Raw genomic sequence first — 24,797 nt, 5'->3', positions numbered from 1 at the left:
AGGAACCCCGCCATGTCCAAGCCCTTTCCCCAACCCGTGGATGCCGCCCTGGTCCCACGCTTCGCCGGCATTCCAAGCTTCATGCGCCTGCCGCTGTTCGACGACCCGGCCCAGGTGCAGATCGCCCTGGTGGGCGTGCCCTGGGACGGCGGCACCACCAACCGTGCCGGTGCCCGCCACGGCCCGCGGGAGGTGCGCAACCAGTCGAGCCTGATGCGCAAGGTGCACCATGTCAGCCGCATCGCCCCCTATGACCTGGTCCGGGTCGGTGACCTGGGTGATGCACCGGTGAACCCCATCGACCTGCTGGATTCGCTGAAACAGATCGAAGGTTTCTTCAGCCAATTGCACCAGGCCGGCGCCGTGCCCCTGGCGGTGGGTGGCGACCACCTGGTGACCCTGCCGATCTTCCGCGCCCTGGCCCGCCACCGGCCCATCGGCATGGTGCACTTCGATGCCCACTCCGACACCAACGACCGCTACTTCGGCGACAACCTCTACACCCACGGCACGCCCTTTCGCCGCGCCATCGAAGAAGGCCTGCTGGACCCCAAGCGCACGGTGCAGATCGGCATTCGCGGTTCGATCTACAGCGCCGACGACGAGGCTTTCGCCCGGGACTGCGGGATTCGCGTGATCCACATGGAAGAGTTCGCCGACATCGGCGTCGAAGCCACCCTGGCCGAAGCCCGGCGCGTGGTGGGCGACGGCCCGACCTACATCAGCTTCGACGTCGACGTGCTCGACCCGGCCTTCGCCCCCGGCACCGGCACCCCGGAGATCGGCGGCATGACCACCCTCCAGGCCCAGCAGATGATCCGCGGCCTGCGCGGCCTGAACCTGGTCGGCGCCGACGTGGTGGAAGTCTCGCCGCCCTTCGACGTCGGCGGCGCCACCGCCCTGGTGGGCGCGACCCTGATGTTCGAGTTGCTGTGCATCCTCGCCGAATCGATAGCGCAAGGCTCCTGAGGAGGGCCAGCCAATCGTTTGCCAGCGGACGCGGCCCTGAGCGCTTCGCAAAAATAGTCAGATTTCAGGGGTTTACAGAAGCCCGCCAATCGCTATAATCGTCGCCCTGACACGCCGGTATAGCTCAGTTGGTAGAGCAACTGACTTGTAATCAGTAGGTCCCGGGTTCGACTCCTGGTGCCGGCACCATACAAAACAAAGCCCTCGCAGCGATGCGAGGGCTTTGTTGTTTCCAGGGTCAAACAATCCTCTCCCGATGCCTTCAGCACCTTGCTGGACCCGGCATCACTGCGCTTCAGCCCCCCTTACCCTTCTTCGCAAGTCCCACAAGCACAATGTCCTTCGTGTTTAATGCACATCGCCAGCACGACTCCGGCAGGTGTTTTGCGCTAGTGTTTCCTGCGGACTCGGACGTTCCTCACGTGCACGGCCTTTGAACCAGGTGCAAACGCTCATGACCCATGCAACGCCCTCCATCAAACTCAGCACGCTTCAGCAAATAGCGCCCTACCTGAGCATGCGCGGGGTGTCGCCGCTGGAGTTCTTCCGGCGTTACGGGATTTCCCCGCAGGTTTTTCAATACCCGGATGCCTGGGTGCCGCGAGCGACCTGTTTTCACATCGCCAATGAAATGGCCGCGGTCGCACAGGACCCCTTCGCGGGTGCAACGGTGGGGCATCTGATCGAAGTACGCTCACTCGGCGCCTGGGGCGGGTTGATCCTGGGTTCGACCAACCTTGCCCAGGCGTGCGCAGTGGCAGCGATCCATACGGACTTACTGCATCAAGGGAGTGACGTAAGAATCGTTACCGAAGGCCGTACGACGAAGCTGATCCAGCAATTCACCGGGCAGCACGGGGCTGATCCGAAGCAGGTCATTCTCGGCACTCTGGCGCTGCTGAGGAAAGTGCCGCTCATGTCCGGCGAGCCTTGCGCCATACGGGTGCATCTGCAAAACCCGCGGGAGCGAGGAGATGAGGCGCTGGAGGAGTACCTGGGGCCGAATCTGCACATGAACGCGAAGCACAACATGATCGAATTCGACCGTGAGCTGCTCGACACCCCACTGCAACCTGCCCGGGATGACGCCTGGAAAGTCACCGAGGCCTTGAAGTCGACCGCGCAAGCCGCCGGTGTGCTGATCGAACGGATCGCGGATCAGGATCGATCCAAACTTACCGCTATTTCAAGAAACATCGGCTTGTCTTCCCGAACGCTACAGCGGCGCCTCAAGTACTGCGGCATGGACTTCGAAGACCTGCGTGACGAAACCCGTCGCAGCGAAGCACTGCAATTGATTGCCAGCGGCAAATACACCGCGACCGAGATTGCCTACATGGTGGGCTACAGTGACCAGGCGCACTTTACCCGAGCCTTCAAGCGCTGGACCGGAAGTTCGCCGTCACGCTACCGCTCGCTCTTGAAAGATGATCGTTAACCTCTTCGCCTGACCCTCCCGCCCCACTATCGGGCGCCTTCAAATAACCCACTTCGCGGTACTTGCCTGGTGTGCTTTTGGCACCAAATGGCAAGTTTCCAGCGGGGTGTTCTTTTACAGTCTGAAAAGGTAATGCCCACTTAAAAACGCTAGAGGTTTACATGCCCGATTCATCCACGGCCTGCATCGTCGCCCTGACGCTGGCCACTTTTGCCAGTGCACACGCTCAGTCATCCGCTGATGCGCCGGTGCGGGTAAATGTCGATAACTTTGCTCGCGCCGAGTCCGACCTCTACATGGGCAAGAGTGTGAAGAGTGGAGGCTTGGGGCGGTTTGTTCACAGCCGCGAAGCGGTTGCCATCGACGCTCAGGATGTCATCCGCATGAACAGGGACACGCTTTACTCGTCAGCGGTGTTCGATCTCGATGCCGGCCCGGTGACTGTCACCTTGCCTGAAGCCGGTGAGAGGTTCATGTCGATGCAAGTGGTCAACGAAGATCACTACGTGCCGGCAGTCATTTATGGGCCAGGTCCCCATACGCTGGCGAAAGAGGACATCGGCACACGCTATGTATTTGTCGCTATCCGCCTGTTCTTCGACCCCACGGATCGCAAAGACCTCGAGCAGGTGCATGCGCTGCAGGACGCCATCCAGGTCAGCCAGGCCAGGCACGGGGAGTTCGTGGTTCCGAAGTGGGATCAGGCGAGCCAGAAAAAAGTGCGTGATGCCCTGGCTGTTCTGGGTTCGACCCTTCCCGACTACAACCAGTCCTTTGGCCCGAAGGGCAGGGTCGATCCGGTGCGCCACCTGATCGGAACCGCAACGGGCTGGGGCGGCAACCCGAGCAGGGACGCCATCTACCTCGGAGCAGTATTGCCGCACAACGATGGAAAAACCGTCTACCGGCTCAAGGTTGAACAGGTACCGGTCAAGAGTTTCTGGTCTGTGAGTGTTTACAACGCCGACGGGTACTTTCAGAAAAACCCCTATGACGCCTATTCGCTGAACAACCTCACTGCCAAGAAAAGTGCCGATGGTTCAATTGTCATCCAGTTCGGGGGTTGCGAGGCCAAGGTCGTCAATTGCCTGGTTACGACACCCGGCTGGAACTACACCGTCAGGCTCTATCGACCGAGTAACGAAATACTCAGTGGCCAATGGCGTTTTCCAACGCCCGAGCCCGTCGATTTGTAAATTCGATTATTCGAGCAAGTGCAAGTTTGTCGAAACGACGGACTCCTGCCATCGGTACTTGTAAACGCACTGGGGCGATCCATGAGGCCAGCGCTTGCGCCGGGGGTTTACCGGCCTGCACTCGCCTCGGATACCAGCACCTGCAAGTTGAATAGTGGTGATCAACTCAGCAATGGCTCTGCACTACAGAGTTCACACCCAAGGAAATGAACAATGACACTCAAGGATCATTCACATTCTTTCAGGTCTCCCGTGGTGTTCTCCCTAGGTGCAGCCCTTGCATTGATGCTGGTGCCGCCTGCCCAGGCTGCCCCGGCCGATTCAGGCGGCACGCCATCGGTGACGGTAGGCGGCGGCTTGGCTGTTGGCCCGTTGTACCAGGGCGCTTCCCACTACGCCGCCTTCCCGTCACTGAAGCTCAAGGCGGTCATGCCGACCCAGGACTGGGGCACCTTTACCGCGGCCTTTCCGGAAGGACTGCGATGGGATCTGCCGGGGCTGGCGCCTTTCGGCGTGGCCCTGCTGGTGGGTTATGACCCGGGGCGCAAGGAACGCATTCACACCCTGGACGGCCGTGATGACTACCTGCGGGGCATGGGCAACCTGGACAGCACCGCCCTGGTGGGGGCGGAAGCGTACTGGATCCTGCCCGCCGGCCGCTTGTTCGTACGCGGCCTGCAATCGAGCCAGAGGCGCAATTACGGTGGCGAAAGCCTGGGCCGTACGGCGTACCTGGAAGCCGGGGTCGCCACCACCTACCCGCTGTCTTCGACCTTGACCCTGGACTCGACGCTGTACGGCACCTGGAGCAACGAGAACGACATGATGGCCCGCTTCGGCGTCACCGCCCAGCAAGCCGCACGCACCCGGTTCGATGAATACCACCCCGGTGGCGGGATGCGCGACGTGACCTTGAAGCTGGGCCTGACCTGGCAATGGCAGCCACAGCTGGCGCTGGAAGGGGGCATCAAGACCTACGCCCTGGTCTCCGACGCCCGTGACAGCCCGCTGACGGGGGAAAAGGTCGGTGCCGGAGCCTATCTGGACGCCTTGTACCGGTTCTGATCAGCCGTGGTCATGGATAGAAAAGAGAACGCACGATGAAAAAAATACCTGAACCCTTCGCGGTGACACTGTCCCTGGCCGGCCTGCTCTGGTCGGCATGGGCGCTGGCCGAGGACGCCGCCACGAAGGTCACCGACCCGCACTTCAAGCTGGCGCCAGGCTACCTTGAACCGGCTGACTTGCCTGTACGCCTGGCATTGCTCGGGGCCCCGCCAAAACCGGGCTCCGCGGCCCTCGCGCGGGATGAAGAAGCACGGCGTGCGGCGCTGGCGCTGCGTGGCTCGAGCCGGGAGAAACTCGCGGCAACCGATGCAGAACTGTCATTCCCCGGCCCGGCGAAAACCTTCTCTTGCGCGCTGGGCACGCAGATCAGCGAAAAGAGCACCCCCCATCTCTATACCTTGATGCAGCGCACCCTGACGGATGCGGGGGGCTCCACCTACGCCGGAAAGAATGCCTACAACCGTACTCGCCCCTTCGTGGTGCATGACGAAGGCACGTGCCGCAAGGACATGGAGCCACTGCTGCGCACGGATGGCTCCTGGCCCTCCGGCCACTCCGCCGCGGGCTGGGCCTGGGGGCTGGTCCTGGCCGAGATCAGCCCGGCCCGCGCCACCGAACTGATGACCCGTGGCCTGGCATACGGCCAGAGCCGGGTCATCTGCGACGCCCACTGGCAGAGCGACGTGGACGCTGGCCGCATCATGGGGGCCGCGACGGTCGCCAGCCTGCATGGCAATCCGGCATTCCTCGCCGACCTGGCGGCCGCGAAGGAGGAGGTCAAGGCAGCGCAGCAGGCCGGCCTGAAGCCTGCCGAGGACTGCGCAGCCGAAGGCGTGGCTCTTGGGCTGACCCAGCACTGATCGGAGAAACAGCATGATCCACCGTGACCATCCGCACTCACCGTTGCTGCACCGGCGTACCCGCCTGGCGCTGCTGCTGGGCGCCTTGACGACCGCCGGAACCAGCCTGCCGCCCGTGGCCATGGCGGCAGACGACGATGGCTGGCGGTTCAACGGCGGCCCGTACGTGTGGGGCGCCGGGATCCGCGGGCACGTAGGCCACCGCAGCACAGGGACCCAGTTCATCAAGCCCGACTTCTCGGACATCGCGCGCAGTGTCGACATGTCGGTGATGCTGATGGGCGAAGCGCGGCGCGGCCCCTACAGCGTGCTCGCCGACCTGATGTACATCGACACCGACACCCGCAACCGGCTGCCAGCCGGAGCGCTGGCGTCCAAGCTAGAGGTGCAGAGCAAGACCGCCTCGGGTTTCCTGGGGGGCGGCTACCAGGTGCTGGGGGATGACGATCATCGCCTGGACATCGCCGGCGGCGTGCGCGTCTGGTACAGCAGCACCAGCATCACCCTGCACGGTGGGCCGGCCGGAGGCCTGTCGGGCTCGGACAAGGCCACCTGGGCCGACGCGATGGCGGGGTTGCGCGGGCACTACGCCGTGAACGAGCGGTTCTGGCTCTCCGCCTGGGGCATGGCGGGCGCCGGGCAGTCCCGGGAAGACTGGGACCTAGCCGCACTGGCGGGCTGGGAGTTCCTGCCGGGCTTTTCGGCGGTGGCCGGCTACCGGGCCATGGGGGTCGATTATCGCCATGACGGGTTTGTCTACGACATCGTCCAGAAGGGCCCGCTGCTGGGTATCAGTGGGCGCTTCTGAGCCTTGTATCGCAAGGCTCCCCCCAGGCATGCGCTTCATGCTCCAATAGCCGCCGATTCCAGCTGCACGCAGGCCGCCCATGAAGCCCATCGCCGTATCGATCCTGACCCTGTTGCTCCACTCCCTGCTATTCAGCGCCCCGGCCCTGGCCGGTGATGCCGAAGCCGGCGCCAAGCTGTTCAAGCGCCTGTGCAGCGGCTGCCATAACATCGGGCCTTCGGTACGCAGTTCCTTCGGGCCGCAGCTCAATGGCATCATCGACCGCCCCGCCGGCAGCGCCGCGGACTACCAGTACTCGACGGCCATGAAGTCCTCGGGCATTGTCTGGAGCCGGGACAAGCTCATCCAGTACCTGGAAGACCCCAAGGCCGTGGTGCCCGGTACCCGGATGATTTTCTGGGGGCTGAGCGATGAGGAAAAAATCGATAATCTGCTGGCCTATCTGCAGACGTTCCAGACCCCCTGACCCGTTTTCGACAAGGATGTGTTGATGAAGCTCCCTTTGCTCTCGCTGGCGGCCATGAGCCTCGCCCTGGGCGCGCTGACGCCCGATCTGCAGGCCGCCGGCTTCGACTGCGCCAAGGCCTCGACCCAAGTGGAAAAGACTGTCTGCGCCACGCCGACGCTGTCCGCCAAGGACGAGGAGATGACCCGCCGCTACCAGGCGCTGAAGCACTTGCAGGTGTTCCGCCTGCTGCAAGGCCATTGGTTGAAGAACACCCGCAATACCTGCCCCGACACCGATTGCCTGGAGTCGGTCTACCGGGCCCAGGTGAAAATGCTCACGTCGCTGCCGATTCCTCCCGAGCCCGCCCCGAACGCACTGCGCCCACTGGCTCCCGGCGAGGCGTACCTGGTCTATGACCCGGACGACTGGCAGAACTTCACCCTGGCCACCTTCAACAGTACCCTGCCCCAGGGCGACCAGCAGATCGTCGATGCCCAGGTGATAGCCGGGGTGCTGCATGTGGTGCTGTTTGTCGGGCGCTATCAGGAGGGCAAGCCGGTGTATGTCGGCACCCTGTATGAGTACGCCGATGACCAGCCGGGGCTGCATCCCATCGCCCAGGACATCGCCTTCGCCGGCTGGGCCAATCCCGGGGCCAACGACCAGGGGCCGCGCTACGCCGGGATAGTCGATGGCCAGTTCTACTACCGCGAGCAGATGGCGGGCCAGTTGCAGCAAAGCATGGTCTACCGCCTGGGTTCGCGCAGCGCGCCCGCCAGCACCCAGCAGGTGTTCCAGGTTGGCTCCAACACCTTCATGCACGCCCGGGCGCGGGTGGAGCAGGACCTCAATCGCGACAGCAGCCAGCTGTCCCTGAACTATGACCGCGCCAACGCGGGCAGCCATTCGGAGAACATCACCGAGCAGAAACAGCCCGATGCCGGATGGGCCATCGTCAACCCGACCTGGAGCACCACGCGCCCGGTGCTGTACTTCGATAACCAAGGGCCCCGGGCCTGTATCTGGCGGGTCGATATGCGGGGCAAGGAGTTGTCGAAGATAGTCACCGATCACGACGCAATGTCGGCCCGGCCGGTGGATATCCATGGCCGTGAAGCGGTGGTCTACCTGCAGGGCAACCAGCTGAAGCTCGCCATCAATCCGGACGACTGACGAACAGCGCTCGCGGATAAAAAAGGCTCGCAATCCGGCGAGCCTTTTTTATTGCATCACCCACGCTGCATTCAAGGCAGCTTGATCTTGTACTCGGCCAGCTTGGCCTGGTGCTGCGGCTCGACGTACTTCTGGTTCACCAGCTTGGCGAACTGGGCAAAGTCGGCGCGGGCGTCGTCGGTCTGGCCCAGTTTGTCGTAGGCCAGGCCGCGGTGGTAGAAGGCCCAGGCATAGTCGGGCTGCTTCAACAGGCCGGTGCTGTAGGCTTCCGCGGCCTCGCGATAGCGACCCAGGTCGTACAGCGTCTGGCCCAGGTGGTAGTAGGTCGGCATGTTGAAACCGCTGCCCTTGCCCGCCTCGCCCAGGTTGTTGTCAAGGTTGGACTGCACCAGCTCCAGAGCCTTTTGCGGGTTGCCCGCTTCGCGATACAGACGGCTCAGGTCCAGCACCGCCCGAGCATCGGGCTTGGGGCCCAACTCGATGGATTTTTCCTTGGCGGCGATGGCTTCCGGGTAACGCTTGAAGCTGGCGTAGGCATCGGATTTGAGCCAGTACACCAGGCTCTGCATGGGCTGGCTCAGCTGGTTCTTCTCAAGGCACAGGTCGGCCTCTTGCAGCACCACGTCGAATTTTTCGGCCTTGGAAGCCTGGCCCACCATGCGGCAATGGGCGTAGTTGATCTGGTCCTGGCTCTGCAGGCTGGCGCAGCCAGTCACAGCAAGGGCACACACAAGCAGGAGCGACCCGCGTACAGACAATGAAGGCATGTTTTTCAATCCAGCAGATGGGCGTTGAGGTCAGGGCGATACACCTGCAGCAACGGCGCGGTGACCGTACCCTGCAAGCTGCAGAAGATCGTGGTGCGTCCGGCAATCGGTGCGTGGGTGGTACCGATGTCGATGCTCAGGATGCGTTCGACATAACCGAACGGCGTAGCCACGCCACCGCCCGCCAGGCCTTCGGTGCGCCACTGGTCGATGGGGTCGCCGACCCGGCGGATCTCCACCCGGCTCATGGCGCTGCGGTCTGCCTTCAGGCGGCTGTTGTCCACCAGCAGCGGCTTGAGCGCCGCGGCCACGTCCTTGGGCTGGCCCTCGGCGACAAAGCCCCAGAACAGCAGGTTGCCCACCGACTTCAGCGACTGAGCTTCGTTGTAGTAGCCCACCAGGCGCACGCCATTGACCAGCAGCGGCTGTTCGAAGGCCTGGTAGCGCCCGCCTTCCTGCAAAGGGTTCATGACCTTGGGCGCGCTTACCGCACCGTACCGGGCCAGGCTCAAGGTGCCGGTCGGCAGTCGGGCGGTATTCAGGTTCTGGAAGAACTGCGCATCGCAGCGGGAGAAGTCGCTCAGCAACTGCTCGGGCGCAGTCGCTTGCTGGCCGTGGGCGATGCTGGCGACGCTCAGCAGGCACAGGCCGGATAGCAGGGTACGGAACATCGAAATCATCCGTGACAAGACAGGGGGGTGGACTGTAACAAGATTGATATGCGCCAACCACTGGCTGAAAATCCCGGCGCCCCGCGACTTGGCCATTCATGCCCTAGCTTTCCCTGCCCCAAGGACCACCTATCAAATGGAACTCTCGGAACGACTGCTGAATATCCTCAAAAACAACCCCAGCTGGATCGGGCGGGTATATGAGTCATTCATCATTTCCGCGATCAAGGAATTCGAGCGCAACAATCCGCCGGCCCATAGCCCCGACTTTGATCCAAAGACCAACCAGCGGCCTTACGGATACCGGCACAACAAGCTGTTCGACCCGGCCAGTGAAGACAATGGCGAAACCGATGTGGCGGATATCTATTTTGGCTACCCACAACCGCTGCTGGATGCGTGCAAGATCACCACAGATCCGTTGGTAGAGGACCAGAGCTGGTTCTGCCGGACAACCTGGAACGGCTGGGCAGTGGAGGTCAAAACCAAGCGCGTCGACAAAACAGATAGGCCGCTGCATCACCTGGCCTTTGCCGGGAAACTGAACACCGCACTGCCCGTGGCGCGCAAGACAGCCTGGATGCAGACCCGCAACGGCGAGGAATTGATCAGCAACCAGCTCAAGCGCCGCTGGGCAGACCTGTACGTCTACATCCTCTACCAACTCGATGACGGGCTTCCCGACTTCACGGGCGCCACCGGCACTTACATCCTGGTGATCCCAACGCTTCTCTTGAATGAAGCCTTGAGAGACACAAGTGAAGACGCAGAAACCATACAGCTGAACAAACTCATGAAGATTCTGGACCTTCATCACCTGCGCTACTTCACCCACCTGACGCAAAACATTCCGGGAAAAATGCTCCAGCTCGCCAGTGAACAGTGGCAAGCAATGTTTGCCTACAAGCGTGAAGGCGACGCCTTGAAACGACAGTGGTACGAAAACACCTACCTGCCCTCGCTGGAAAAACCCCAGAAACAATAACCCGGACATGAAAAAGCCCCGAACCAGTCGGGGCTTTTTCCATTGCGCCACCTGAAGTCAGGCGGTGATCAGGCGTTCATCAGAACACGTTGATCGGGTAGTCGACGAACACACGCAGTTCGTTGCCACCCACGTTGTACTCGGAAGACTTCTGCGAAACCCGCAGTACCGAGCTACGTACTTTCACACTCAGGTCCTTGGCTGGACCGCTCTGTACCACGTACTTCAGCTGGTTGAAGATTTCACGCTCGCTGCCGCCAGTGGTAGTGGAGGTGGTGATGTTGTCGCCACGCACGTAGGCCACGTTATAGGTCAGGCCCGGTACGCCGAAGGCGCCGAAGTCCAGACCGTAGCCCAGCTGCCAGCTGCGCTCGTCTTCGGCGTTGAAGTCGGACCAGTAGGAGTTGGCCAGGTAGATGGTGTTGCCGCCATCGCCCACTCGGTTCTGACCGCGCTGGTAGCCGCCGTAGGCATAGCCCAGGTGGCTGTCGCCGGTGCTGCGCTGGTGCGCCAGGGTGAAGGAGTGCGGGCCCATGGCGTAGGTGGCTGCCAGGCTCCAGATCTTGTTGTCTTCGCCGCCGGCTTTAGCCTTCTCGGCGTAGGACTTGTCCAGCTCGGTACGGTAGCCGTTGAAGTCCAGGGTCAGGGACTGGTCAGTGGCCAGCGGGAACACGTAGTTCAGGTTGATGTACTGCTTCTTCAGCACGTCTTCGACGTCGGAAGCGTACAGCGCGCCCTTGAACTGCTCGGTGAACTGGTAGCTACCGCCCAATACGTTGATCGACTTCAGGCCACCACTGTCACGGCCTTCGGCGCTCTTGCGCGATTCGGCGGTGAAGTGACCGGCGTTCAGCTCCAGGCCCTTGATCTCCTTGGAGGTGATCAGGGTACCGGTGTAGCTTTCCGGCAGCAGGCGCGAGTTGTCGTAGTTCAGCACCGGCAGGGCCGGCATCTGGTCACCGTAGGTCAGCACAGTGTTGGAGAAACGGAACTTGACTGCAGCACCGGCCTTGGCCAGGTCGTCTGCAGCGCTACCGCTGTCACCCTGCTTGAAGAAGTCGATGCCGCCGGCACCGCTGCGACCCTTGCCGCCGTCCAGGCGCAGTGCGTACAGGCCGAAGGCGTCAACGCCCACGCCCACGGTGCCCTGGGTGAAGCCCGAGGAGAAGGTGCCGATGAAACCCTGGCCCCATTCAGCCTTGTCCGGGTTGCCATCTTTGTAGTCACGGTTGATGTAGGCGTTGCGCAACAGCACTTTCAGGCTGCTGTCTTCAACAAAACCCTTGGCGTCGGCCTGGCCGTCGGCCATGGCCTGTGTTGCGCTCAAAATCCCCAGTGCAACCAAGCAGATCCGCTGTTTAAACATTTTATTTTCCTTATTACGGGTTGGTGACGCGCTGTGAGCTCCGCGGCTATGGCGATTGAACGCTCTTCTACCGTTGAAACAAAAAAGCCCGACCGCGGGTGAGCACGGTGGGCCTTTTATTATTCTGAAATATGGCTCCTGGCCACAGGCGTTGGGGCGAATCCTATCTGCGCCTTTAACAACGTGTCAATTTCGTGAATCGTCTTTGAATAGCTGAAAATATTCTAAGAACTGCGGGCTAGAGCATTGCCAGCTGCACACTGTGACTGTCCACGAATTGTTCGAAGTGGGTGACCTTGCCATCTTTAAGTGTCCACAAGTGAGCCACCCGTACATCGATCGGTTTGCCCGAGGCCTTGTAGACGCCCTGGTAATTGCCATAGGCGAACACCTTGTCGCCCTGGGCCACATAGTTCTCGACCTTGAAGGTGAAGTCCTGCCATTCCGAGCCCAGGCGCTTGAAGACGTGCTCCAGCACCGCCTCGAACCCTATGTAGGTGCCGGCATAGGGAAAGCCCGCCGCCTCGGTCCAGCGGGCATCGGGGGCCAGGGCCGCTGCGGTGTTGCGCGCATTTTCCTGGGAGTTGGCACCTTCGTAGGTGCTCTTGATCAACGCTAGGTTATCCATGAGTGACTCCACGCAGGTCAGGTGAGTTCAGGGTGTGCAACCGTCCAGGCCACAGGCCTGGACCACGCCATCGTGAGGGCCGCTATCGGCGCCCAGGGAGGTCTTCAGCCAGCCGGCGAAGGCCTCGGGTTTGCCCAACCAGGGGCTGATGTCGAGCAACTGGTAACGACCATCGCGCTCCAGCACCAGGGTCGGGAAGCCTTGCCCGCCGACCTTGGCCAACAGGGCCCGGCTGGCCTTTATATGGTTGTCCAGTTCATGGGCCACCGCCTGGTCGAAGGCCGCCTCGAAGGCGGCCGGGGCAAACCCTTGGGCCTGCGCCAGCTCCAGCAGCACCTGCCGGTCGGCGATCCTGCGTCCTTCCAGATAATGCGCCGTCTGCAACCGGCCCAGAAATTCCAGGCCCCGCCCTTCCATAGCCTGGGCCGCCAGTACGGCGGCAATCGGCGGCGCCGAGTCGAAGGTGGCCGTCTCATCCCGCAGCAGGCCCTCGAAATAGGCCTGGCCAAAAGGCTGCCCGGTGTACTCGGCGATCCGCCGGTCATGGGGCATGACGTAATCGCGCAGTTGCGGCGAGACCGGCTGGCGGTTGCGCCCGGTCATCATGCCGCCGGCATGGGCCACCACCGGCACCACCGCCTGGGCGGCCTGCACCAGCGGCTTGGCACCGTAGCACCAGCCGCACAGGGGGTCATATATATAGTGAAGGGTGGCCAAGGACATATCGGGGCTCCAGCAAGGTCTTGAAAATTCGATGTCACGCAGACTAGGCCGCGCGCGCCAAGGGAAAAACCTCGAATTGGCTTTTAGTCTGTTGCTGTAACCGGTCGAATCCGTCTGTTTAGCTTCAGTATGCGAACCGATACCCGAAAGATACATTCAGAAACAAATAGCCAAGGGAACTTATTAGGGAATATTTAACATCTGGTAATGACAAGCATTACCATTCGCACCCTCGAATTTCCCCTTCTCGGATGCGTTTCAGATGCCTGCCCATTTCCGCCTCATGCCCCTGTCCCTGGGTCTTTGCACCCTGCTGGCCAGCGGTTTTGCCTGCGCTGCCAGCACTACCCTGCCGATGACCTCCATCAGTGCCGAGGCCGAAGCCGACCCCGATGACCCTCGGGTCAAGGAAGTCAGCACTGCAACCCGTACCTCGACCCCGGCGCGCTACGTGCCCCAGGCCATCGACACAATCAAGACCGCCAACGTGCTGGACTACGGCGTCAACGACCTGGGCAGCGCCCTGAGTGGCATTCCCAACGTCAGCAGCGGCTCGGACACACGCTTCGACAGCCTGCGGATCCGCGGCTTCGATGCCAGTAACGACTTCTACCTGGACGGCATCCGCGACGACAGCCAATACGTGCGCGACCTGCACAACATCGAGCGCATCGAAGTGCTCAAGGGCCCGGCGGCAGTGCTCTACGGCCGTGGCAGCCAGGGCGGGATCATCAACCGGGTGAGCAAGCTGCCGGAATTCGGCCGCCGCTCCAGCGTCGAAGTCCAGGGCGGCAGCCAGGACCTGCGCAGCCTGTATGCCGACCTCAGCGCCGACCCGACAGAGAACATCAGCCTGCGCCTGAACCTGGGCAACGAGGACCGGAACAGTTTCCGCAAAGGCGTCAGCGGCAACCGCCAATTGTTCGCCCCGTCCATGAGCTGGCAACTGACCCCGGACCTGAACTGGCTGGTGCAGTACGAATACAGCCGCTACAACCGCACCCCGGACCGCGGCATCCCCGGGGTCAACGGACGCCCGGCGGACGTCAGCCGCGACACCACCTACGGCGATCACCGCGACTACATCGACGACAAGTCCCAGTCCCTGCGCTCCAAGCTGAGCTACGAGCTCAGCGAGAACTGGCAACTGCGCCACACCCTGGGGGTATTCAAGCTCGACAGCGACTTCGACAACACCTACCAGACCGGCTACAACGCCACGACGGGCAAGGTCCAACGCCAACGCTGGCAGCAGGACCTGAAGACCCGCAACGTCTACAACAACACCGAACTGGAGGGCCGTTTCGACACCTTCGGCCTGGAACATCGCCTGCTCACCGGCCTGGAGCTCGGCAGCCAGCGCCGCGACCCGATCCTCTACAACGCCGCCACTTCCGGGCCGGGCAGCCAGGCGGTGCCCGCCGTCGACCTGTACAACCCCAACCCGTACCAGAGCCACACCGGCCGCATGCAGGTCTCCAGCAACAACCACACCGAGGTCGAAAGCCGAGCCCTCTATGTGCAGGACCAACTGCGCCTGAACGATCAATGGCAATTGCTCGCCGGCCTGCGCTACGACAACTTCGATGTGCAGACCAGCAACCGCAAGAACGGGCTCTCCGAAAGCCGCGAGAGCCATAGCGTCAGCCCGCGCCTGGGGGTGGTCTGGACGCCGCTGGAGCACCACTCGTTCTATGCCTCGTGGAGCAAGTCGTTCTCACCGGTGGGCGGCGGCCTGATCGGCATCACCCCGAACGCCGCCGGTAACGGCAACGACCTGAGCCCCGAGCTCACCCGGCAGAAGGAAGTCGGAGTCAAGAGCGACTGGCTGGGCGAACGCTTGAGCACCACCCTGGCGGTGTATGAGCTGGAGCTCTACAACCGTCGCACCTCCGATCCGCAGGACCGCAGCATCACCCTGCTCACCGGGCTGCAACGCTCCCGCGGCATCGAGCTGACGGGCACCGGCAAGATCGTCGGCAACTGGTACCTGCGCGGCGGCATCGGCCTGCAGGACGCCGTGGTGGTCAAGGACAACAACGGCTTCGAAGACAAGCGCGTGAACAACGTCGCCAAGCGCAATGGCAGCCTGTTCATCACCTGGAAACCGGAACTGGGCTGGTACGCCGAGACCGGCCTGACCCTGGTCGGCGACCGCTTCGCCGATAGCAGCAACACCGTGGCGCTGCCCGGTTATGGCCGCTGGGACGCCCTGGCCGGTTACCGGCACAAGGACTGGGACGTACGCGCTGCGCTGAACAATATCGCCGACCGCGAGTACTACAGTTCCGCCACCAGCGCCTTCCAGATCCAGCCGGGCGACCCTCGCAGCCTGGTGGTCACCGGCAACTACCGCTTCTGACGCCCGGATGCCCGGCATCTGAATGCCAGGCAAAAAAAAGCGCTGCCATCCCGGCAGCGCTTCGCACAATCCCTTGTTTGTCTATCCTTTCACCACATCCCACAACGCCTGCAGTTCCGCCTCGCTGAGCAATCCAGCGGGGTAACGCTCAATGATGATCCGGCGCGGATCAGGTTCCCTGATCTGACGCGTTCCATTGGACTTCAACCACTGGGCCAGCACCTGCAGCGACTCGTTATTCATTGCCAAGGGATGGGACGCCCGCTCGCTGACCATGTTCATTCCAGCGCTCTCCTGGTATCTGAGCGGCCTAACTTATCCAAGCTTTATGACAGAACAACACCGTTCTCCATGTCTCAGAATCACGCCAGGAGAGATACAAGAGCTATGCCAATGTGCCACCTGTGCCGATATACGGCCATGAAAAAGCCCGCGGCCTGTCTAGGCTGCGGGCTGGCTGGCGAAGCTCAGGCCATGGGCCGGGCCGGCACCGGCAAACAACCGGCATCGGCTGTTACAACGGCACTCAAATCCGCTGTGGCGCGGGCTGTTGCTGGGTAAGGCAGTGGATATTGCCGCCCCCCAGTAACAGTTCACGGCCCGGCACCATCACCACTTCGTGCTCGGGAAACAGCTGCTGCAGGATGGCCTTGGCCTGGGCGTCCATCGGGTCGTCAAAGCTGGGCGCGATGATCCCGCCATTGACGATCAGGAAGTTCACGTAGGAACCCGCCAGACGCACCGAAGGGTTGCGCTCCTGGCTGCCCTCTACCGCGTCGACCCCGGCGCATTCCTCTTCGGTGGCGTACAAGGGGCCGGGAATCGGCATCTTGTGCACCTTGAAGGTGCGGCCCTTGGCGTCACGGGTGTTTTCCAGCACCTGCAGGGCGGCCTGGCAACGCGGGTAGTTCGGGTCCTGAGGGTCGTCGGTCCAGGCCAGCAGCACTTCGCCCGGGCGCACATAGCAGCAGAAATTATCCACATGGCCGTCGGTTTCGTCGTTGTACAGGCCATCCGGCAGCCAGACGATCTGCTCCACCGCTAGATGCTCGCGCAGTACCGCCTCGATCTCTTCGCGGGACAGGTGCGGGTTGCGGTTGTGGTTGAGCAGGCATTCCTCGGTGGTGATCAGGGTGCCTTCGCCATCGACGTGGATCGAGCCACCTTCGAGCACGAAGCCCTCGGTGCGGTACTCCTGGCAACGTTCGATTTCCAGCACCTTGCTGGCGACCTGCTCGTCGCGGTTCCACGGCGAATACAGGCCGCCTTCGAAGCCGCCCCAGGCGTTGAATCCCCAGTGCACGCCGCGCACTTCGCCGCTGGCGTTGATGACGAAAGTCGGGCCGGTGTCGCGGACCCAGGCGTCGTCGCTGGACATTTCCACCACACGGATATTGGGCACGTCCAGGCGTGCCCGGGCGTTTTCATACTGGGCCGCGGACACCGCTACGGTCACCGGTTCAAAGCGCGCGATGGCCTTGGCCACCGCGGCATGGGCGGCCTGCGCCGGCTTGCCGCCCAGGCGCCAGTTGTCCGGGCGCTCGGGCCAGATCATCCAGGCCTGGGTCTGGGTCGCCCATTCGGCGGGCATGTAGAAACCGTCGGCGCGCGGCGTGCTGTGCAAAGTGCTCATAGTGTTCAGGACTCCAGGGAACCGTCGAGGGTTTTCAGCGCGCCATAGAGGTTCGGACGACGGTCACGGAAACTGCCCCAGGCGCTGCGGATGTGCTCGAGCTCGTCGAGGTCGAAGCTGTGCACAAGGATACCTTCTTCAGTTTGGTTGAGCTCCTGAACCTTCTCGCCGAACTGATTGGCGATGAAGGACGAGCCGTAGAAGGTGATGTCGTAGCCGTCCTGCTCTTCGTTGCCGATGCGGTTGCTGGCGATCAGCGGCATCAGGTTGGCCCCGGCATGGCCCTGCTGCACCCGCTGCCAGTGGTCGCGGGAGGAAATTGTCTGGTCGTGGGGCTCGCTGCCGATGGCGGTGGGGTAGAAGAGAATTTCCGCGCCTTGCAGGGCCATGCTGCGGGCGCACTCGGGGAACCACTGGTCCCAGCAGATGCCCACGCCGATCTTCGCGTAGCGGGTGTTCCATACCTTGAAGCCGGTATCGCCCGGGTTGAAGTAGTACTTTTCGTGGTAGCCGGGGCCATCCGGGATGTGGCTTTTCCGATAAATCCCGAGGTTGCTGCCATCGGCATCGATGATCGCGATGCTGTTGAAACGCGCCCGCCCGGCCAGCTCGTAGAAGCTGATGGGCAGCACCACTTGCAGCTCCCTGGCGACTTTCTGGAAGTGCGCGATGGCGGCGTTGCTGTCCACCGTGGTGGCCAGTTGCAGGTAATCCGGGTTGGGCTTCTGGCAGAAGTAAGGCGCCTCGAACAGTTCCTGGATCAGGATGATCTGCGCCCCCTTGGCCGCGGCTTCGCGTACCAGTTTCTCAGCGGTTTCGAGGTTGGCCTCAAGGTCCCAGGAACAGGCCATCTGGGTAGCGGCGACGGTAACGGTACGGCTCATGGATCAACTCCTGGGCAAGGCGAAGCGGTCGATGACAACGGACACAAGGCACCGGGCACGGCGAGGCCGAGCCTGGATATGGCCACTTTATATCCGATAAATATCGACTTTAAAAGCTGAAAAACCATTAACTACGATAAATTAACGACAAAAAGCCGATAACAATCGAATTATAAAGAAACGCATTCGCCGGCAAGCCGGCTCCTACCAAGCGTTGCAGGAGCCGGCCTGCCGGCGAATGGAGGTCAACGCAAAGCAGAGCCCTGCGCCTACAGCTCTTCGCTCAACACCTTGGCCAGCATGTCGACGAAGAAATCCACGCTCTGGCGAGTCGTGACCATCGGCGGCTTGATCTTGAGGATGTTCAGGTGATCGCCGGTAGGTTGCATGAAAATCCCCAGCTCGCGCAGGCGTTCGCACAGCAGGGTGGTTTCCTCGGTGGCCGGTTCCAGGGTGGCGTGATCGCGGATCAGTTCCAGCCCCAGGTAGAAACCGGAACCATGCACCGCTCCCACCAGCGGGTGGTTTTCCTTGAGCGCCTCCAGGCGCTGCCGGAAGTGTTCACCGACCACCTGGGCGTTTTCCCAGAGTTTCTCCTCCTGCATCACGTCCAGCACCGCAATGCCGATGCGGCAACTGACCGGGCTGCCGCCGGACGAGGAGAAGAAATAGCCTTCGGCCTCCAGCGCTTCGGCGATTTCCCGCCGGGTGATCACCGCACCCAGGGGCTGGCCGTTGCCCATGCCCTTGGCCATGGTGATGATGTCCGGGGTCACGCCCTGCTCCTCGAAGCCCCAGAAGAACTGGCCCATGCGCCCGTAGCCGACCTGGATCTCGTCGGCGATGCACACCCCGCCCCGGGCCCGCACCCGCTCGTAGACCTGCTGCAGGTAGCCCGGTGGCAGCGAAATCCCTCCGGCGTTGCCATACACGGGTTCGCAGATGAAACCGGCCAGTTGGCGTTGCTGCTCATCCAGCTTGTGCAGTTGCTGGTCGACGCTGCGCAGGTAGTGCGGGGTGCTGTCCTGGCCGCGGAACTCGCCGCGATAGGTGTTGGGCGCGGTCACCGGGTGCACCCACTCCGGACGGCTGGTGAGGGCCTGGGGGTTGTCGGCGATGGAGGTGGACACTGCGTCAGCCGCCACCGACCAGCCATGGTAGGCCTCCAGCACACTGAGCATGTCGCGCCCGCCGCTGTAGGCCCAGGCCAGGCGGATCGCCAGGTCATTGGCCTCGGTGCCGCTGTTGACCAGGAACACCCGGTCCATGGAATCCGGTGCCAGGGCCAGCAGGCGCTCGGAGAACTCGGCGATCGCCGCATAGTGGAAACGCGAGTTGGTGTTGAGCAGCGACCATTGCCGCGCCGCTTCAGCGGCCATGCGCGGGTGACCGTGGCCCAGCACCGCGACGTTGTTGAGCATGTCCAGGTAGGAACGCCCCTGCATGTCGATCAAGTGGTTGCGCCAGCCGCGCTCGATCCGCGGCGGATCGACGTAATAGTGCTTCTGCGAGCGGGCAAAACTGGCGTCACGACGCTCCAGCAGGGTTTGCGGATCCAGTTCCGGCTCGGCATCGCAGGCCAGCCCCAGCAGCGCCGCCGGCGAGGGGCAAAGGGCTTGCCAGGCCGGGGCTCGGGACGGCGTACAAAACAGCGGCGGATCCAGTTCGGCAGCGCGACACAGCTGCACCTTGAGCCGACCATCCGCCGCCACGGCGCCCAGCACCTGGCCCTTGACCAGCGCCGCTCCCGGCTGCAGCGAAGGCTCGACGCCCCACAGGTGCATACTCAGGGTCGGGCCATCGAGGCGCAACAGGCCTTGCTCGGCACGGTGCAGGACCCCGGCGAACGGCGCTTCCACAGCGGTGCCTGGCGGCACTTGCAGTTGTACATGCAAGGGGCAGGTCGAGGGTTCCTCGGCGCTATCGGGACGGGTCTGCGACAGGCGGTACTGTCCATAGCGGCTGGCCGCCAGGCCATGGGCGGCGCAGGCTTCGGCCAACAGGCGATCGTCGATCCCCGGCTGCTCCCAATTGCCCGCCTCGAAGTGCGGGCTGAGCACGCCCAGGTCGATCAGGGCGAATTCGCGCCCCACCAGGCTCGGCAACAGCGGGGCGAACCCCTCACCGCCGATGGCAGGCAGTGCGTGCCCGACAGCGGTGAGAATCGCCGCCTCCATGAACTCGAACGACACCGAGTTGGCGACCTGGAAAATCTCCCACTCGTGGCTCAGGTTGGCACGGCTGTAGGCATTGCCCGGGTCGATGCTGACCTGCTGCTCGCCACTGAGCACCAGCACCGCCGCCCGGGCCACGATCAGAGGCCAGAGCGCCAGCAGCTCCGCCCGTTGCAACGGGTTGACCTGATGGTAGGCCTGGATCGCCGGGAGGATGCGCAGCGGGTCGCCCTCGGCGTGATGCAGCAGCGCCGCGCAGGTCACCGACAGGTCGGTGATGCGCCAGGTGCGGATCAGGTCGCCGAAATCGATCACCCCCTGCACCTGCCAATGCCGTGCTTCATCCCGCTGCCAGACCACATTGTCATCGGTGATGTCCATATGGATGGCCTGCACCGGCAGTTGCTCCAGCAGCGGATGCAAGCGGCGCTCGGCGCGTTGCGCGGCACTGGCGATCACCGCTCGTTGCTGCGGGTCGGCAATGACCGGCAGCAGATGCCCGATCAATGCCTGGGCATGCCGGGCGTCCCATTGCAGGGTGCGCTCCAGGCCCGGATGCTCGAAATCCGCCAGGGCCAGGTCCATCTGCCCGCACAGCCGGCCCAGGCCCGCCACCAGCTCACCGCCCAGGTGCGGCAGCTGGGTCAGGGAGCGGCCTTCTATATAGTCCAGCAGGCGCACGTGCAGCGCTTGCCCGGCGATCTCCAGGGACAGCAGGTCCGCGCCGTTTGTCGCCGGGATGACCCTGGGCACTCGCAGCTCCGGGTGCTGTTGCAGATGCTTGAGGCCGGCGTGCTGCGCCTGCAACTCCAGGACCGAGTAGTCGCCGCGGCAGATCTTCAGGACAAACCGCCCCTGGGGGCTGTCGACGCGATAGTTGAGGTCTTGCTGGCTACCCAGCGAGTGCAGGGTGCCGTGCAGGCCGTAGTGGCTTTCCAGCAACTCCAGCGCTTGCTGCGCTAAGACTTGCGGGCTGGGCAGACTGGCACGGTGGATCAAGGTGGCGAGCAACATACAACGACCCCTGGAATTGTTATAGGGCGCTTATATCGCCACTGCGCAAGTTAATGCGCAACCCCAAACCGCGCAGGCAAGACCAGAGCCTTGCCTGCTGTAAACTTCGGCCGGCGAAATTTCCGACGGTTCGCAGAGCAATCAAGCGGTTGTTGCTATTGCACCCTAGGCGTCCTATCGACAAGCTATGCTGCATTCGTCGCAGCAAATGACCGTTTTCAAGGATACAGGCCCCAAATATGCGCATTCTCGTTACCGGCGGAGCCGGTTTTATCGGCTCGGCCCTGGTCCGCCATCTGCTTCAGCACACGGAACACGAAGTGCTGAACCTGGACAAACTGACCTACGCAGGCAACCTGGAATCGCTGCACAGCATCGCCAGCAACAGCCGCTATGAGTTCGTCAAGGCCGATATCGTCGACCAGGCCACCGTCAGCGCCGTGCTGGCGCGCTTCCAGCCCCACGCAATCATGCACCTGGCTGCCGAGTCCCATGTCGACCGCTCCATCGACGGGCCGTCCGACTTCATCCAGACCAATATCGTCGGAACCTACAGCCTGCTGGAAGCGACCCGCGCCTACTGGCACGCATTGCCCGAGGCGGAAAAAGCCGCTTTCCGTTTCCACCATATTTCCACCGATGAAGTCTATGGCGACCTGCATGGCGTCGATGACCTGTTCACCGAAACCACGCCCTACGCCCCCAGCTCGCCCTACTCCGCCAGCAAGGCCGCATCCGACCACCTGGTCCGCGCCTGGCAGCGTACCTATGGGCTGCCGGTGCTGATCACCAACTGCTCCAACAACTACGGCCCGTTCCACTTCCCCGAAAAGCTGATTCCGCTGGTGATCCTCAACGCCCTGGCAGGCAAACCGCTGCCGGTGTACGGCAACGGCCTGCAGGTGCGCGACTGGCTGTATGTCGAGGATCACGCCCGGGCCCTGTTCAAGGTGATGACCGAAGGCGCGGTCGGCGAGACCTACAACATCGGCGGCCACAACGAGCAGAAGAACATCGACGTGGTACGCGGCATCTGCAGCCTGCTGGAAGAGCTGGCCCCGCAGAAACCCCAGGGCGTGGCTCACTACGCCGACCTCATCACCTTCGTCCAGGACCGCCCCGGCCACGACCTGCGCTACGCCATCGACGCCGGCAAGATCGAGCGCGAGCTGGGCTGGGTTCCGGAAGAAACCTTCACCAGTGGCCTGCGCAAGACCGTGCAGTGGTACCTGGAAAACCTCGAGTGGTGCCGCCGGGTACAAGACGGCAGCTACCAGGGCCAACGCCTGGGTTCCACCGACATCAAGGATCTGATTGCATGATCAAAGGCATTGTTCTGGCGGGCGGCTCCGGCACCCGTCTGCACCCCATCACCCTCGGTGTGTCCAAGCAGCTGCTGCCGATCTACGACAAGCCGATGATCTACTACCCGATCTCGGTACTGATGCTGGCCGGCATCCAGGACATCCTGATCATCTCCACCCCTCAGGACCTGCCGCAATACCGCAACCTGCTGGGTGACGGCAGCCAGTTCGGCGTGCGTTTCAGCTATGCCGAACAGCCTTCGCCGGATGGCCTGGCCCAGGCCTTCCTGATTGGCGAGGAGTTCATCGGCAATGACCCGGTGTGCCTGATCCTGGGCGACAACATCTTCCACGGCCAGTACTTCGGCGAACAGCTGCGCGATGCCGCCAAGCGCACCCGCGGCGCCACGGTGTTCGGCTACTGGGTCAAGGACCCGGAGCGTTTCGGGGTCATCGACTTCGACAGCGAGGGCCGTGCCCTGTCCATCGAAGAGAAACCCAAGAAGCCGAAGTCCAGCTACGCGGTCACCGGCCTGTATTTCTACGACAATGACGTGGTGCAGATTGCCAGGGACGTCAAGCCTTCGCCCCGGGGCGAACTGGAGATCACCGACGTCAACAACGCCTACCTCCAGCGTGGCGACCTGCACGTGGAGCGCTTCGGCCGGGGCTTCGCCTGGCTCGACACCGGCACCCACGACAGCCTGCTGGAGGCCTCGCAGTACGTGCAGACCATCGAGCATCGCCAGGGCCTGAAAGTGGCCTGCCTGGAAGAGATCGCCTATGAGAACCGCTGGATCAGCCGCGAGCACCTGCTGGAGCGCGCCGCTTACTTCGGCAAGACCGGCTATGGCCAGTACCTGTTCACTCTGGCGGGGGAAGCGCAATGAAGGTCATCCCTACCGACCTGCCCGGCGTACTGATCATCGAGCCCAAGGTCTTTGGCGACGAGCGTGGCTTCTTCTACGAGAGCTTCAATGCCAAGGCCTTTGCCGAGGCCACCGGCATCGACGCGCAATTCGTCCAGGACAACCATTCACGCTCGCAGAAAGGCGTGCTGCGTGGCCTGCACTATCAGTTGCAGAACACCCAGGGGAAACTGGTGCGAGTGACCCAGGGCGAGGTGCTCGACGTGGCAGTGGATATCCGCCGCAGCTCCCCCCACTTCGGCCAATGGGTAGCGGTACGCCTTTGCGCACAGAATCATCGCCAGCTCTGGGTGCCCGAAGGGTTTGCCCATGGTTTCGTGGTGCTCAGTGATTTCGCCGAGTTCCTCTACAAGACCACGGACTACTACACCCCTTCCGCCGAGCGCTGCATCCGCTGGGACGACCCGACCCTGGCCATCGACTGGGAGCTCGACGAGCCCCCGCAACTGTCCGCCAAGGATCAGGCCGGCGCCCTTCTGACCGAGGCCGATCTGTTCCCATGAACGCTCCTCTGAAAATCCTTATCAGCGGCCAGCACGGCCAGGTCTCCCGGGAGCTGCAGCAGCGCCTCGGCGACCTCGGCGAGCTGGTGGTCCTGGGTCGTGAGCAACTGGACCTGAGCCACCCGGAACAGATCCGCCAGCAAGTGCGCGCCATTCGCCCGGACCTGATCATCAATGCCGCCGCCCACACCGCCGTCGACCAGGCCCAGAGCGAGCCGGACCTGGCTTTTGCGATCAACGCCACGGCCCCCGGGATCTTCGCCCAGGAAGCCTTCGAGCTGGGTGTGCCGCTGATTCACTACTCCACCGACTACGTGTTCGATGGCAGCAAGGAAACGCCCTATGTGGAGGACGACGAGCCCAACCCGCTGAGTGTCTACGGCGAGAGCAAGCTGGCTGGCGAACGGGCGATCCGGCTGGTCCAGGGCCAGCATTTGATCCTGCGCACCAGCTGGGTCTATTCCAGCCATGGCAAGAACTTCCTGCTGACCATGCAGCGCCTGCTGCAGGAAAAACCCGAGCTGCGGGTAGTGGCCGACCAGATCGGCGCGCCCACCTGGGCCGGCACCATCGCCACCAGCACCCGGGCGCTGATCGAGCGTTGGCGAGCCGGGCAGCCCGGCGCCTGGGGCACCTACCACCTCACCGCCCACGGCGAGACTTCCTGGTTCGGCTTTGCCCAGGCCATCGGCGAGCAGTTGCTGGCCATGGACAAACCCTGCGCCGTCCTTGAAGCCATCCCTTCCAGCGCTTACCCGACACCGGCGCCGCGGCCGTTGAACTCGCGTCTGGACTGCAGCCGCCTGGCACGGGAGTGGGGCGTGGTCCAGCCGGACTGGCACACCGCATTGCGCGAGTGTCTTGCCGAGCAGGGCTAGGCATAATGCGCCTGTA

23 protein-coding genes and 1 tRNA gene are annotated in these 24,797 nt (G+C 62.9%); 15 read left to right on the top strand and 9 right to left on the bottom strand.

The window, feature by feature from the left end; all coding sequences use genetic code 11:
- Positions 1-12: 12 nt before the first annotated feature.
- The 9 genes from speB to AC1RGE_RS26190 all read left to right on the top strand — a co-directional run bounded on the left by speB (position 13) and on the right by AC1RGE_RS26190 (position 7,960).
- Positions 13-969 carry an agmatinase gene (speB, locus tag AC1RGE_RS26230; RefSeq protein ID WP_019093902.1) on the top strand — a complete coding sequence of 319 codons (957 nt, stop codon included), beginning with the start codon at positions 13-15 and terminating at the stop codon, positions 967-969.
- Positions 970-1,082: 113 nt separating this feature from the next.
- A tRNA-Thr gene (locus AC1RGE_RS26225) sits at positions 1,083-1,158 on the top strand.
- Positions 1,159-1,423: 265 nt separating this feature from the next.
- Positions 1,424-2,407 carry a helix-turn-helix domain-containing protein gene (locus AC1RGE_RS26220; RefSeq protein ID WP_123431230.1) on the top strand — a complete coding sequence of 328 codons (984 nt, stop codon included), beginning with the start codon at positions 1,424-1,426 and terminating at the stop codon, positions 2,405-2,407.
- A gap of 161 nt (positions 2,408-2,568) precedes the next feature.
- The gene (locus AC1RGE_RS26215; RefSeq protein WP_053155951.1) at positions 2,569-3,603 is read left to right on the top strand and encodes a DUF1254 domain-containing protein; all 1,035 of its coding nucleotides are present in this window, start codon (positions 2,569-2,571) and stop codon (positions 3,601-3,603) included.
- A 213-nt stretch (positions 3,604-3,816) separates the two neighbouring features.
- A complete protein-coding gene (locus AC1RGE_RS26210) occupies positions 3,817-4,668 on the top strand; it encodes a MipA/OmpV family protein (protein WP_174395549.1) in 852 nt (283 codons plus the stop codon).
- A 35-nt stretch (positions 4,669-4,703) separates the two neighbouring features.
- Positions 4,704-5,531, top strand: coding sequence for an acid phosphatase (locus tag AC1RGE_RS26205; protein WP_011058698.1), 828 nt, complete (start codon positions 4,704-4,706; stop codon positions 5,529-5,531).
- Between the two features lie 13 nt (positions 5,532-5,544).
- Entirely contained in the window at positions 5,545-6,339 is a 795-nt protein-coding gene (locus AC1RGE_RS26200) for a hypothetical protein (protein WP_492585266.1), read from the top strand.
- A 79-nt stretch (positions 6,340-6,418) separates the two neighbouring features.
- Entirely contained in the window at positions 6,419-6,805 is a 387-nt protein-coding gene (locus AC1RGE_RS26195) for a c-type cytochrome (RefSeq protein WP_011058696.1), read from the top strand.
- A gap of 24 nt (positions 6,806-6,829) precedes the next feature.
- Positions 6,830-7,960 (top strand): lysozyme inhibitor LprI family protein, encoded by a 1,131-nt coding sequence (locus tag AC1RGE_RS26190; protein WP_492585264.1) that lies wholly within the window; start codon positions 6,830-6,832, stop codon positions 7,958-7,960.
- Between the two features lie 71 nt (positions 7,961-8,031).
- On the opposite strand, the gene AC1RGE_RS26185 is transcribed toward AC1RGE_RS26190, so the two are convergent.
- Complete coding sequence (locus AC1RGE_RS26185) at positions 8,032-8,727, bottom strand: tetratricopeptide repeat protein (protein WP_011058694.1); 696 nt, start codon at positions 8,725-8,727, stop codon at positions 8,032-8,034.
- A 5-nt stretch (positions 8,728-8,732) separates the two neighbouring features.
- On the bottom strand, positions 8,733-9,398 hold the full coding sequence (locus AC1RGE_RS26180) for a hypothetical protein (RefSeq protein WP_232643933.1): 666 nt from the start codon (positions 9,396-9,398) through the stop codon (positions 8,733-8,735).
- Positions 9,399-9,534: 136 nt separating this feature from the next.
- Here AC1RGE_RS26180 and AC1RGE_RS26175 point away from each other — a divergent pair, with 136 nt between their 5' ends.
- Positions 9,535-10,383, top strand: a complete 849-nt coding sequence (locus AC1RGE_RS26175; protein ID WP_492585262.1) for a hypothetical protein — start codon at positions 9,535-9,537, stop codon at positions 10,381-10,383.
- Between the two features lie 79 nt (positions 10,384-10,462).
- Here AC1RGE_RS26175 and AC1RGE_RS26170 read toward each other — a convergent pair whose 3' ends face one another.
- The 3 genes from AC1RGE_RS26170 to AC1RGE_RS26160 all read right to left on the bottom strand — a co-directional run bounded on the left by AC1RGE_RS26170 (position 10,463) and on the right by AC1RGE_RS26160 (position 13,100).
- Complete coding sequence (locus AC1RGE_RS26170) at positions 10,463-11,749, bottom strand: OprD family porin (protein ID WP_342403520.1); 1,287 nt, start codon at positions 11,747-11,749, stop codon at positions 10,463-10,465.
- A gap of 238 nt (positions 11,750-11,987) precedes the next feature.
- Complete coding sequence (locus tag AC1RGE_RS26165; protein ID WP_015633792.1) at positions 11,988-12,377, bottom strand: nuclear transport factor 2 family protein; 390 nt, start codon at positions 12,375-12,377, stop codon at positions 11,988-11,990.
- 27 nt (positions 12,378-12,404) lie between these two features.
- The gene (locus tag AC1RGE_RS26160; protein ID WP_492585260.1) at positions 12,405-13,100 is read right to left on the bottom strand and encodes a DsbA family protein; all 696 of its coding nucleotides are present in this window, start codon (positions 13,098-13,100) and stop codon (positions 12,405-12,407) included.
- Between the two features lie 262 nt (positions 13,101-13,362).
- On the opposite strand from AC1RGE_RS26160, the gene AC1RGE_RS26155 reads away from it, so the two are divergent.
- Entirely contained in the window at positions 13,363-15,462 is a 2,100-nt protein-coding gene (locus AC1RGE_RS26155; protein WP_011058688.1) for a TonB-dependent receptor, read from the top strand.
- Positions 15,463-15,543: 81 nt separating this feature from the next.
- Here AC1RGE_RS26155 and AC1RGE_RS26150 read toward each other — a convergent pair whose 3' ends face one another.
- The 4 genes from AC1RGE_RS26150 to AC1RGE_RS26135 all read right to left on the bottom strand — a co-directional run bounded on the left by AC1RGE_RS26150 (position 15,544) and on the right by AC1RGE_RS26135 (position 21,167).
- Positions 15,544-15,744: a hypothetical protein gene (locus AC1RGE_RS26150; protein WP_011058687.1), complete on the bottom strand. Its 201-nt coding sequence runs from the start codon at positions 15,742-15,744 to the stop codon at positions 15,544-15,546.
- 244 nt (positions 15,745-15,988) lie between these two features.
- A complete protein-coding gene (gene aguA, locus AC1RGE_RS26145; protein WP_011058686.1) occupies positions 15,989-17,095 on the bottom strand; it encodes an agmatine deiminase in 1,107 nt (368 codons plus the stop codon).
- A 5-nt stretch (positions 17,096-17,100) separates the two neighbouring features.
- Positions 17,101-17,979 (bottom strand): N-carbamoylputrescine amidase, encoded by an 879-nt coding sequence (aguB, locus tag AC1RGE_RS26140; RefSeq protein WP_011058685.1) that lies wholly within the window; start codon positions 17,977-17,979, stop codon positions 17,101-17,103.
- Between the two features lie 269 nt (positions 17,980-18,248).
- On the bottom strand, positions 18,249-21,167 hold the full coding sequence (locus AC1RGE_RS26135) for an aminotransferase (protein WP_103290598.1): 2,919 nt from the start codon (positions 21,165-21,167) through the stop codon (positions 18,249-18,251).
- Between the two features lie 239 nt (positions 21,168-21,406).
- Between AC1RGE_RS26135 and rfbB the strand changes: the two genes are divergently transcribed.
- The 4 genes from rfbB to rfbD are packed head-to-tail and all read left to right on the top strand — an operon-like array spanning position 21,407 to position 24,781.
- Positions 21,407-22,489, top strand: a complete 1,083-nt coding sequence (gene rfbB, locus AC1RGE_RS26130; RefSeq protein WP_011058683.1) for a dTDP-glucose 4,6-dehydratase — start codon at positions 21,407-21,409, stop codon at positions 22,487-22,489.
- Positions 22,486-23,361, top strand: coding sequence for a glucose-1-phosphate thymidylyltransferase RfbA (rfbA, locus tag AC1RGE_RS26125; protein ID WP_011058682.1), 876 nt, complete (start codon positions 22,486-22,488; stop codon positions 23,359-23,361). The genes rfbB and rfbA overlap by 4 nt, the downstream gene beginning before the upstream one ends.
- Positions 23,358-23,903, top strand: a complete 546-nt coding sequence (gene rfbC / locus AC1RGE_RS26120; protein ID WP_019094903.1) for a dTDP-4-dehydrorhamnose 3,5-epimerase — start codon at positions 23,358-23,360, stop codon at positions 23,901-23,903. The genes rfbA and rfbC overlap by 4 nt, the downstream gene beginning before the upstream one ends.
- Positions 23,900-24,781: a dTDP-4-dehydrorhamnose reductase gene (rfbD, locus tag AC1RGE_RS26115; protein ID WP_072443789.1), complete on the top strand. Its 882-nt coding sequence runs from the start codon at positions 23,900-23,902 to the stop codon at positions 24,779-24,781. Before rfbC ends, rfbD begins: the two co-directional genes overlap by 4 nt.
- The last annotated feature ends 16 nt before the right edge of the window (positions 24,782-24,797 follow it).

The sequence above is a fragment of the Pseudomonas sp. GW823-FHT02C05 genome (assembly GCF_058797595.1).
The sequence above is the reverse complement of the archived record's forward strand: the minus strand, read 5'-3'. Positions and strand labels throughout refer to the sequence as shown.

Coding starts and splice junctions, on each gene's coding strand:
- speB (WP_019093902.1), top strand. CDS start 13: ATGTCCAAGCCCTTTCCCCAACCCGTGGATGCCGCCCTGGTCCCACGC.
- AC1RGE_RS26220 (WP_123431230.1), top strand. CDS start 1,424: ATGACCCATGCAACGCCCTCCATCAAACTCAGCACGCTTCAGCAAATA.
- AC1RGE_RS26215 (WP_053155951.1), top strand. CDS start 2,569: ATGCCCGATTCATCCACGGCCTGCATCGTCGCCCTGACGCTGGCCACT.
- AC1RGE_RS26210 (WP_174395549.1), top strand. CDS start 3,817: ATGACACTCAAGGATCATTCACATTCTTTCAGGTCTCCCGTGGTGTTC.
- AC1RGE_RS26205 (WP_011058698.1), top strand. CDS start 4,704: ATGAAAAAAATACCTGAACCCTTCGCGGTGACACTGTCCCTGGCCGGC.
- AC1RGE_RS26200 (WP_492585266.1), top strand. CDS start 5,545: ATGATCCACCGTGACCATCCGCACTCACCGTTGCTGCACCGGCGTACC.
- AC1RGE_RS26195 (WP_011058696.1), top strand. CDS start 6,419: ATGAAGCCCATCGCCGTATCGATCCTGACCCTGTTGCTCCACTCCCTG.
- AC1RGE_RS26190 (WP_492585264.1), top strand. CDS start 6,830: ATGAAGCTCCCTTTGCTCTCGCTGGCGGCCATGAGCCTCGCCCTGGGC.
- AC1RGE_RS26185 (WP_011058694.1), bottom strand. CDS start 8,727: ATGCCTTCATTGTCTGTACGCGGGTCGCTCCTGCTTGTGTGTGCCCTT.
- AC1RGE_RS26180 (WP_232643933.1), bottom strand. CDS start 9,398: ATGTTCCGTACCCTGCTATCCGGCCTGTGCCTGCTGAGCGTCGCCAGC.
- AC1RGE_RS26175 (WP_492585262.1), top strand. CDS start 9,535: ATGGAACTCTCGGAACGACTGCTGAATATCCTCAAAAACAACCCCAGC.
- AC1RGE_RS26170 (WP_342403520.1), bottom strand. CDS start 11,749: ATGTTTAAACAGCGGATCTGCTTGGTTGCACTGGGGATTTTGAGCGCA.
- AC1RGE_RS26165 (WP_015633792.1), bottom strand. CDS start 12,377: ATGGATAACCTAGCGTTGATCAAGAGCACCTACGAAGGTGCCAACTCC.
- AC1RGE_RS26160 (WP_492585260.1), bottom strand. CDS start 13,100: ATGTCCTTGGCCACCCTTCACTATATATATGACCCCCTGTGCGGCTGG.
- AC1RGE_RS26155 (WP_011058688.1), top strand. CDS start 13,363: ATGCCTGCCCATTTCCGCCTCATGCCCCTGTCCCTGGGTCTTTGCACC.
- AC1RGE_RS26150 (WP_011058687.1), bottom strand. CDS start 15,744: ATGAACATGGTCAGCGAGCGGGCGTCCCATCCCTTGGCAATGAATAAC.
- aguA (WP_011058686.1), bottom strand. CDS start 17,095: ATGAGCACTTTGCACAGCACGCCGCGCGCCGACGGTTTCTACATGCCC.
- aguB (WP_011058685.1), bottom strand. CDS start 17,979: ATGAGCCGTACCGTTACCGTCGCCGCTACCCAGATGGCCTGTTCCTGG.
- AC1RGE_RS26135 (WP_103290598.1), bottom strand. CDS start 21,167: ATGTTGCTCGCCACCTTGATCCACCGTGCCAGTCTGCCCAGCCCGCAA.
- rfbB (WP_011058683.1), top strand. CDS start 21,407: ATGCGCATTCTCGTTACCGGCGGAGCCGGTTTTATCGGCTCGGCCCTG.
- rfbA (WP_011058682.1), top strand. CDS start 22,486: ATGATCAAAGGCATTGTTCTGGCGGGCGGCTCCGGCACCCGTCTGCAC.
- rfbC (WP_019094903.1), top strand. CDS start 23,358: ATGAAGGTCATCCCTACCGACCTGCCCGGCGTACTGATCATCGAGCCC.
- rfbD (WP_072443789.1), top strand. CDS start 23,900: ATGAACGCTCCTCTGAAAATCCTTATCAGCGGCCAGCACGGCCAGGTC.